The sequence below is a fragment of the Corallococcus sp. CA049B genome (assembly GCF_003611685.1).
GTDB classification, from domain to species: Bacteria; Myxococcota; Myxococcia; order Myxococcales; family Myxococcaceae; genus Corallococcus; species Corallococcus coralloides.
Window position 1 is genome coordinate 1 of sequence record NZ_RAWC01000333.1, and the last position, 6,678, is coordinate 6,678.

Annotated in this window: 3 protein-coding genes, 5 tRNA genes, 1 other RNA gene and 1 pseudogene; 1 reads left to right on the forward strand and 9 read right to left on the reverse strand. The window is 68.6% G+C overall.

Features of this window, described 5'->3' with window-relative positions; translation table 11 throughout:
- On the forward strand, window positions 1–1,022 hold a 1,022-nt coding region (locus D7W82_RS37600), incomplete at its 5' end, for a mannosyltransferase (protein ID WP_120622884.1).
- An 86-nt stretch (window positions 1,023–1,108) separates the two neighbouring features.
- On the opposite strand, the gene ffs is transcribed toward D7W82_RS37600, so the two are convergent.
- The 9 genes and pseudogenes from ffs to D7W82_RS42460 all read right to left on the reverse strand — a co-directional run.
- Window positions 1,109–1,201: signal recognition particle sRNA small type (ffs, locus tag D7W82_RS37605), an RNA gene on the reverse strand.
- Between the two features lie 28 nt (window positions 1,202–1,229).
- A tRNA-Ser gene (locus tag D7W82_RS37610) sits at window positions 1,230–1,316 on the reverse strand.
- 13 nt (window positions 1,317–1,329) lie between these two features.
- Window positions 1,330–1,416 (reverse strand) — tRNA-Ser (locus tag D7W82_RS37615).
- Window positions 1,417–1,423: 7 nt separating this feature from the next.
- Window positions 1,424–1,891 carry a tRNA adenosine(34) deaminase TadA gene (tadA, locus tag D7W82_RS37620; protein WP_014394804.1) on the reverse strand — a complete coding sequence of 156 codons (468 nt, stop codon included), beginning with the start codon at window positions 1,889–1,891 and terminating at the stop codon, window positions 1,424–1,426.
- A 24-nt stretch (window positions 1,892–1,915) separates the two neighbouring features.
- Window positions 1,916–1,992 (reverse strand) — tRNA-Arg (locus D7W82_RS37625).
- A 29-nt stretch (window positions 1,993–2,021) separates the two neighbouring features.
- A tRNA-Ser gene (locus tag D7W82_RS37630) sits at window positions 2,022–2,111 on the reverse strand.
- Between the two features lie 42 nt (window positions 2,112–2,153).
- Window positions 2,154–2,240: transfer RNA gene (locus tag D7W82_RS37635), tRNA-Ser, on the reverse strand.
- A gap of 125 nt (window positions 2,241–2,365) precedes the next feature.
- The gene (serS, locus tag D7W82_RS37640; RefSeq protein WP_120622885.1) at window positions 2,366–3,646 is read right to left on the reverse strand and encodes a serine--tRNA ligase; all 1,281 of its coding nucleotides are present in this window, start codon (window positions 3,644–3,646) and stop codon (window positions 2,366–2,368) included.
- Window positions 3,647–3,735: 89 nt separating this feature from the next.
- A pseudogene (locus D7W82_RS42460) lies at window positions 3,736–6,570 on the reverse strand (tetratricopeptide repeat protein); the annotation flags it as partial.
- Window positions 6,571–6,678 lie beyond the last annotated feature (108 nt).

Consider the following 6,678-nt stretch of genomic DNA (forward strand, 5'->3'; position numbering starts at 1 on the left):
TGCTGCTCGTGGGGCTGAGCGCGCCGGTGCTCCTCTTCGCCGGACGCACCCTGTCGGAGTCCTTCTCCGCCTCCTTCCTGCTCGTGGCCATGGAGGCCTTGGACCGGCCGGACTCCGGCGCGGACGCGCGCGTGCGCCGGGCGGGGCTCGTGGGCGGCATGGCCCTGGGGCTCGCCGTGGTGACGCGCTACCCGTCCGCCCTCTTCGTGGTGGCCGCGCTCCTCTGGCTGGCCGTCGCCCGGAGGTGGCGCCTGCTCGCCTTCACCTGCGTGGGAGGCGCGGCGGTGGCGGTGGGACTGGGCCTGCTCGACTGGGGCACCTGGGGCACGCCCTTCCACTCGTTCCTGGCCTACGTGGACTACAACCTCCTCTCCGGGAAGGCCGCCGCCGCGTTCGGCGCCTCACCGCCGGACTTCTACTGGGAGCCGCTGCTCCAGGCCGTGCCCCTCTGGGCCTGGGCCGCCGTGCCCCTGTCGCTGGCCCCCCTGCTGCGCTTTCGCGCGCTGTCCCTGCCGCTCACCTGCGCGGCCGTCTACACCGCCGTCCTCCTGGCCACGCCCCACAAGGAGGAGCGCTTCCTCTACCCGGCGCTGGTGGTGGCGTTGCTCGCGGCGGCGGCCCAGCTGGCCGCGTCCATCACCGCGCTCTTACAGCCGGGCCTGAGGAGCGGGGCGGCGGTGCTCGCGCTGGCCCTGGGCTTCGTGCATGGCCGCGGCTTTCCCTCCAGCGACCTGCGCGCGGACCAGTTCCGCGCCATCGTCCGGGCCACGCGAGGGGACGCGACGGGGCTGCTCATCGTCAACGAGGGGCTGTGGGGCTCCGGGGGCTTCTTCTACATCGGCAAGAACATCCCCTGGCGCACCTGCGACTGGCCCCGGGACGCGGCCTTCCAGGCCTCCATCCGCGACCGGGCCTTCAACCGCGCCGTCACCTTCGAGGGCCGGGCCCTGCCGGAGCTCCAGGCCGCCGGCTTCCGGGTCGTCCGCGAGGTGGGGCGGGAAACCCTCCTCGTCCGCGACTGAAGCGAAGCAGCCAGTCGGGCAGGGGAGGGCAAGCCCGCAAAGCCGAAGCGCCGGCATCCCCGGAGGGATGTCGGCGCTTGCGGTGAAACAGAACGGCCGGGACACACGCGGAAGTACGCTACCGTTGCTTCCTTCCGGACCTGGCGGGGTTCGCGCCCCCACGTTGTCCCGACCACAAAATCCGTACTGCTGCTTCGAAAATAACAACGGAGAGGGTGGGATTCGAACCCACGATACCCTTTCAGATATGCACGCGTTCCAGGCGTGTGCCTTCAACCGCTCGGCCACCTCTCCAATCACGATGGAGCGGAGAGCGTAGGATTCGAACCTACGGTACCGTTACCGGTACGCCTGATTTCGAGTCAGGTGCCTTCGACCACTCGGCCAGCTCTCCAGAGTATTCAGTTTTCACGTCGCTTCGCGCGCAAGCGCTCGAAGAACGTCTTGAGAAGCTGGCGACTGTCTTCCGCCAGGATACCGCTTGTCACTTGAAGCCGGTGGTTGTGCCTGGGCTCTTCCACCAGGTTGTACAGCGAGCCGACGGCACCCGCTTTCGGATCCATTGTACCAAAGACGAGTCGGGTGACACGAGACTGAACCAGCGCACCGGCGCACATCGCACACGGTTCCAGCGTCACGTAGAGGGTCACCCCGGAGAGCCGCCACGCATCGCGTGCTTTCGCTGCTGCTGCCAGCGCGAGCATCTCAGCATGAGCAAAGGGGTTTCGGTCGCATTCACGGCGGTTGTAGCCCGTGCCCACGACGTTTCCGTCCAGCACCGCCACCGCACCCACCGGAACTTCACCAAGTGAAGCCGCTTCCCGCGCGAGCTCTAAAGCCTGCTGCATGAAAGCGATGTCGTCACTCATGTTGCTTGCGCGCCTGAGAAGAAGTGGCGCTCCCTGGAGGATTCGAACCTCCGGCCTTCGGATTCGTAGTCCGACGCTCTATCCAGCTGAGCTAAGGGAGCATTTCTTCCGGCTGCTGCTTTACATCAAGTGGCGGAGAGAGAGGGATTCGAACCCTCGATACCCTTTCGAGTATGCAGGTTTAGCAAACCTGTGCCTTCAGCCTCTCGGCCATCTCTCCAACTCTTCTCTGTCAAAGAACCGCGAAACTCAAGCTCAAAATCGGAGGCGGTAGGATTCGAACCTACGGAAGGCTTTCACCTTCTGCGGTTTTCAAGACCGCTGCCTTCAACCGCTCGGCCACGCCTCCACAGCAGGTGCCGCTCGGTTCCCGGCGGGCCAACCGCGCCCGTGGGGCCGCCCTTCTACATCATTTCTTCCGCGTGGCAAGCGAGATGTTGGCCCCTTTTTACGTCCGGGGCCCCATCCCCCTGACTACAGGGGGCGAAGTTCCTTCAGCCCGCCCATGTACGGCACCAACGCCTCCGGGATGGCGACGCTTCCGTCCTCCCGCTGGTAGTTCTCCAGGATGGCGATGCTCGTGCGCCCCACGGCCAGCCCGCTGCCGTTGAGGGTGTGCACCATCTGGGGCTTGTCCCCCTTCTGGGGGCGGAAGCGGATCTTCGCGCGGCGGGCCTGGAAGTCGCCGCAGTCCGAGCAGGACGAAATCTCCCGGTACGCGCCCTGGCCGGGCAGCCAGACCTCGATGTCGTACGTCTTGCGCGCGCCGAAGCCCATGTCCCCGGTGCACAGCAGCATCACGCGGTGGTGCAGCCCCAGCCGGCGGAGGATGTCGCACGCGTCGTCCGTCATGGCCTCCAGCTCTTCCAGGCTCTTGTCCGGCTGGGAGAACTTCACCAGCTCCACCTTGTGGAACTGGTGCTGGCGGATGAGGCCGCGCGTGTCGCGCCCCGCGGCGCCGGCCTCCGCGCGGAAGCACGGGCTGAAGGCGCAGTAGCGGATGGGCAGCTGCTCACCCTCCAGGATTTCGTCCGCGTGGTAGTTCGTCACGGGGACTTCCGCGGTGGGGATGAGGAAGCGCTCGGGGTCGCCGGACGTCTTGAAGGCGTCGTCCTCGAACTTGGGCAGCTGGCCCGTGCCCATCATCGTCTCGCGCAGCACGAGGTAGGGCGGGAGCAGCTCCGTGTAGCCCTTGGACGTGTGCACGTCGATCATGAACGTGACGAGCGCGCGCTCCAGCCGCGCCAGGGCGCCCTTGTAGAAGGTGAAGCGGCTGCCGGACACCTTCGCGGCGCGCTCGAAGTCGAGCATGCCCAGCGACTCGCCCAGCTCGAAGTGCTGCTTCGGCGTGAAGAGGAGGTTGGGCTTCTCACCCCAGGTCTTCACCTGGACGTTCTCGTCCGCGCTCGCGCCCACGGGGACGGAGTCGTGGGGCACGTTGGGGATGACCAGCAGGATGCGGTTGAGCTCCTCCTCCACTTCCTTGAGGCGGGCCTCCTTCTCCTTGATCTCCTGGGAGACGCCGCGCAGGTCGCCGCGCAGCTTCTCCATGGCGGACGGGTCCTCCTTGGCCTTGCGCTTCATCTCCTCGTTGGCGGCGTTGCGGCGCGCGGCCAGCGCCTCCATGGAGACATAGAGGTCGCGACGCTCCGTGAAGAGCGTCTGGAAGAGGCCAAGGTCCAGGCTGCCGCCCCGAGTCTTCAGTCGGGCGACGACCGCATCGAAGTTCTGCGCAACGTTCCGGAGGTCCAGCATAGGGGCTCGCCTTGTAGTCATCCCGGGCGTGGGCCGGCAAGGCTCACCACGCGCCGGGTGCTCAGGGCCGGACGCCCGGAGGGGTGGGGCTAATGTTCGAGGTCGTAGATTTCGTCCTCGATGTCCTTCTTGTCCGCCGCGTCCGGCTTCTTCACCAGGTACTCCTTGAAGGCCGTGATGGCGTCCTTGCGCTTGTTGCGCTCCTTGTAGGCGAAGCCCAGGTAGTAGAAGGACTGGGCGTTGTCCGGCTCGGCGGTGGTGGCCTTCTTGTACCAGTCGATGGCCTTGGCGTACTGGGCCTGCTCCGTGAAGGCGCGAGCGACCTTGTAATAGACGTACGTGAGCTTCGGATCCGCCTTGAGCGCCGCCTGGTAGCGGCGGACGGCGTCATCCCAGCGGGCGGCGTTGAAGAGCACGTCGCCCATGGCGCCCATCACCCGCGTGCGCTGCGGATCCGCCTTGAGCGCCGACTCGAAGGAGGCGATGGCCTCGTCGAACTCGCCGCGCTCCAGGTGGGCGTGGCCCAGGGCCTCGTGCGCGTCCGCGTAGGTGGGCTCCAGCTCCACGGCGGCCTTCCACTGCTCGATGGCGTCCGGCAGCCGCTTCGCGTCGCGCAGGATGACGCCGTACGCGTACTTGTAGTCCGGGCGCTTGGGCGCGCGGTCCACGGCGGTCTTCATGCTGTCGAGCGCCTGGGTGTACTCGGAGCGCTTCGCTCGCACGAGGCCCAGGTAGTAGAGCGCCTCGTGGTTGGACGGCTCGTTGCGCAGCGCGAGGCCCAGGTTGCTCTCCGCGCCGGCCAGGTCGCCCTTCTCCAGGAGCACCGCGCCCAGGGTGATGGGCGTGGTGATGGAGCGGGGGTCCTCCGCCTTGGCCTTCTCCAGCTCCGCGGCGGCCTCGTCCAGCCGGTGCAGCCGCCAGAGGACCAGGCCGCGCTGCAGCCGGCCGTCCTTCAAGAGGTGCGGATCCAGCTCCAGGGCGCGGTTGGCCTCCGTCTCCGCGCGGGTGGCGTCGCCGTTGAGCAGGGCCACGCGCGACAGGCCCAGGTGGGCGTCCGCCAGGTTGGGGTCCAGCTGCACGGCGCGGTCGAACTCCTGCTGCGCGAGCAGGCTGTTGTTCTCCGCGAGCGCCAGCTCACCCAGGCCCGCGTGCACGCCCGCGTGCTCCGGGGCCTGCTGCGCGGCGGCCTCCAGCAGGGCGCGCGCGTCCGCGTTGCGGTGCTGCCGGAGGTACAGGCGGCCCAGGTACAGGCCCGCGTCCACCAGCTTCGCGTCGGCGGCGTTGGCGCGCTTGAAGTGGCCCTCCGCCTCCGTGGGCTTGTCGAGCGCGTCCTCGATGCGCCCGTAGAGGTACGCGATGCGCGCCTCGTTGGGGAAGCTCTTGCTGGCGGCCTCCACGGCGGTGAGGGCGTCCTGCATCTTGCCCGTCATCACCAGCGCGGTGATGTGGCCGTCCACGAACTCCAGGTTGTCGCTGTCCTCCTTCGCGAGCGAGGCGTAGAGCGGCAGCGCGCTGTCGTAGTCACGCTGCGAGCGCAGCACCTGGGCGAGCTGGGCCTTGATGAAGTCGGAGTTCGGGTTGTCCTTGAGGGCCTCCTTCAGCTCCGCTTCCGCTTCCTTGGGCTTGAACTGCTGGAAGAGGGCCATGCCCTTGAGGCCGCGGGCGCGGGCGCGCTCGGCGGGCCCCAGCGCGTCCTGGAGCTTCAGGGCGCTCTCCACGGCCTGGGCGCCCTGCTCGATGTTCGACTTGCGCACCAGCAGCTCCACCGCGGCCAGCTCCACCGCGGAGGCGGCGTGCTGCGGATCCGCGGCGAGCGCTTCAGCGTAGGCCTTGGCGGCCTCGTCGGCCTTGCCCTGCGCCTGGTACAGGTTGCCCAGCGCGTGGTGGGCCTTGGCGGACTTCGCGTCCTTCTCCAGCACCTTGGTCAGCGTGGCGACGGCGTTGCCGATGTCCTTCTGCTGCGCGTAGGACTCCGCCAGGAGGAAGGAGAGCTCCAGGTCGCCCTGGTTGTCCTCGCGGACGGCGGCGTCCCGCAGGCGGGCCTGCACCTCCGCCGCCTTCCGCTGGGTGAGCGCGATGCCGGCGGTGGTCTTGATGACCTCCACGTTCTTCTCACCCAGGAGCTCGATGGCCTGCATGTGCTTGCCGCAGGCGGTGAGGTCGGCGCGCTCTCCGTCCGCGTAGCGGCGCTGCAGGTAGGCGACGGACTGGCACCAGAGGGCGCGGACCTCCGGGTACTCCTTCTTCGCCAGCACCTGGGCGCTCTTCTTGCGCGCTTCCTTGTAGCTGGCGTAGGTGTCCGACAGCAGCCCCTTGCGCGCCTCCTCGACGAGCTTCGCCTCGGCGGAGCCCGCGGACACGCGGGCCGGGAAGAACTTGTTGCGGCCGAAGGCGCCGTAGCGGCTGGCCTCGAAGCTGGCGCCGGTGCCCAGCACGAGCACCGCCACGCCCGCGGCGATGATGGCGGGCAGGCGCTTCTTCCACTTGGCGTCGGAGGCGCTGCGGTCCACGACGGACACCGCGGCCATGCGGCCTTCGTAGAGCTGGCGCAGCCGCTCCATGCTGGCCTGGGGGTTGGCGGGGTCCGCGGCGCCCGCCGTCTCCGGAGCCGGCGCGCCCGGGGTCGCCGCGAGCGGCACGGCCTTGGCCGGACCCTCCATCAGCCGCTGGATGGCGGCGGCGAAGACGGGCACGGTGCCGATGGCGGACCACGCCTCCGAGTCCGGCGACACGTCCTCGTTGCCCAGGAGCTGGCCGTCCTCGAGCATCTTGACGATGACGCCCTCTTCGAACGGGCCGAACATCTTCCCGGAGCGGCGGCGCACGTGGAAGCGCTTCACCTGCACGCGGCCACCGGCGTCCTTGCCGGCGCTGTCGTCGATGAAGCTGAGCATCTCCAGGCCGTCCGCGGGGCCCGCCGAGGCCGACTTCGGCACGCCCGACTTCGACTTCGCGGACGACGGCACCCTGCCCGTCCCCGCGCAGCCCGCGCCGGAAGACGCGTTCACCTTCGACATCAACGACCCGAACAA

Excerpts from the sequence above, each read along its gene's own strand:
- tadA (WP_014394804.1), bottom strand. The coding sequence starts at position 1,891 with ATGAGTGACGACATCGCTTTCATGCAGCAGGCTTTAGAGCTCGCGCGG.
- serS (WP_120622885.1), bottom strand. The coding sequence starts at position 3,646 with ATGCTGGACCTCCGGAACGTTGCGCAGAACTTCGATGCGGTCGTCGCC.